Here is a 1,470-nt window from a genome sequence, read left to right on the forward strand (position 1 = left end):
GTCATTGGTGCCGTTGATGACGACGGTGACCTGCTGGTCGTCCCAGGCGCCCTTGTCGTCGGTGACGCGCACCGTGTAGGTCTCGGTCACGCTCTGGCCCTGGGCCAGCCCCTGGACGGCGGCGCTGGCGTTGTTGAGGGTGTAGCTCCACTGGCCGCTGCTGTTGACGCTGAAGGTGCCGTAAGCCGTGCCGGTGCCTTGCGGGCTGTTGGGGCTGACGCTCCAGGTGGCGGTGTGGCCGGTGTCGGGATCTGCCGAGGCCAGTTGGCCGCCCGTGGTCAGCGTGCCGTCTTCGGTCACGCCGCCGGCCGCGTTGCCCGCCGCATAGCTGATGACCGGGCTGTCGTTGGCGCCGGTGATGGTGACGGTCACGTTCTGGGTGGAGGTCGCGTTCTTGTCGTCCGTCACCGTCACGGTGAAGGTCTCGGTCACGCTGGCGCCTTCGGCCAGCGCGTTGGTGGCGGGCTTGCTGTTGTCCAGCGTGTAGGTCCACACGCCCGTGGTCGGGTTGACGGCGAAGCTGCCATAGGTGCCGGCGGCATTGCCGCTCCAGGTGGCCGTGGCGCCCGCGTCGGGATCGTGCGCGGTCAGCGTGCCGCTCACCGTCGGCGTGCCGGGCGTCGGCGCGCCCGGATCGGTCGAGGTCGTGTTGGCAATCACGGTGCCGGGATCGGCATTGCCGGCTTCGACGACCGCACCCGTGGTGTCGCCGGTGATCGTGGGGGTGTCGTTGGTGCCGTTGATGACGACGGTGACCTGCTGGTCGTCCCAGGCGCCCTTGTCGTCGGTGACGCGCACCGTGTAGGTCTCGGTCACGCTCTGGCCCTGGGCCAGCCCCTGGACGGCGGCGCTGGCGTTGTTGAGGGTGTAGCTCCACTGGCCGCTGCTGTTGACGCTGAAGGTGCCGTAAGCCGTGCCGGTGCCTTGCGGGCTGTTGGGGCTGACGCTCCAGGTGGCGGTGTGGCCGGTGTCGGGATCTGCCGAGGCCAGTTGGCCGCCCGTGGTCAGCGTGCCGTCTTCGGTCACGCCGCCGGCCGCGTTGCCCGCCGCATAGCTGATGACCGGGCTGTCGTTGGCGCCGGTGATGGTGACGGTCACGTTCTGGGTGGAGGTCGCGTTCTTGTCGTCCGTCACCGTCACGGTGAAGGTCTCGGTCACGCTGGCGCCTTCGGCCAGCGCGTTGGTGGCGGGCTTGCTGTTGTCCAGCGTGTAGGTCCACACGCCCGTGGTCGGGTTGACGGCGAAGCTGCCATAGGTGCCGGCGGCATTGCCGCTCCAGGTGGCCGTGGCGCCCGCGTCGGGATCGTGCGCGGTCAGCGTGCCGCTCACCGTCGGCGTGCCGGGCGTCGGCGCGCCCGGATCGGTCGAGGTCGTGTTGGCAATCACGGTGCCGGGATCGGCATTGCCGGCTTCGACGACCGCACCCGTGGTGTCGCCGGTGATCGTGGGGGTGTCATTGGTGCCGTTGAT

General features: G+C 69.7%; 1 protein-coding gene. It reads right to left on the reverse strand.

Annotation, left to right across the window (positions count from 1 at the left end):
• Positions 1-1,470, reverse strand: a 1,470-nt coding sequence (locus FJ546_RS31035; RefSeq protein WP_210243132.1) for a VCBS domain-containing protein, incomplete at both ends; no start/stop codon positions are given.

This window comes from Mesorhizobium sp. B2-4-19 (genome assembly GCF_006441315.1).
Lineage (GTDB): Bacteria > Pseudomonadota > Alphaproteobacteria > Rhizobiales > Rhizobiaceae > Mesorhizobium.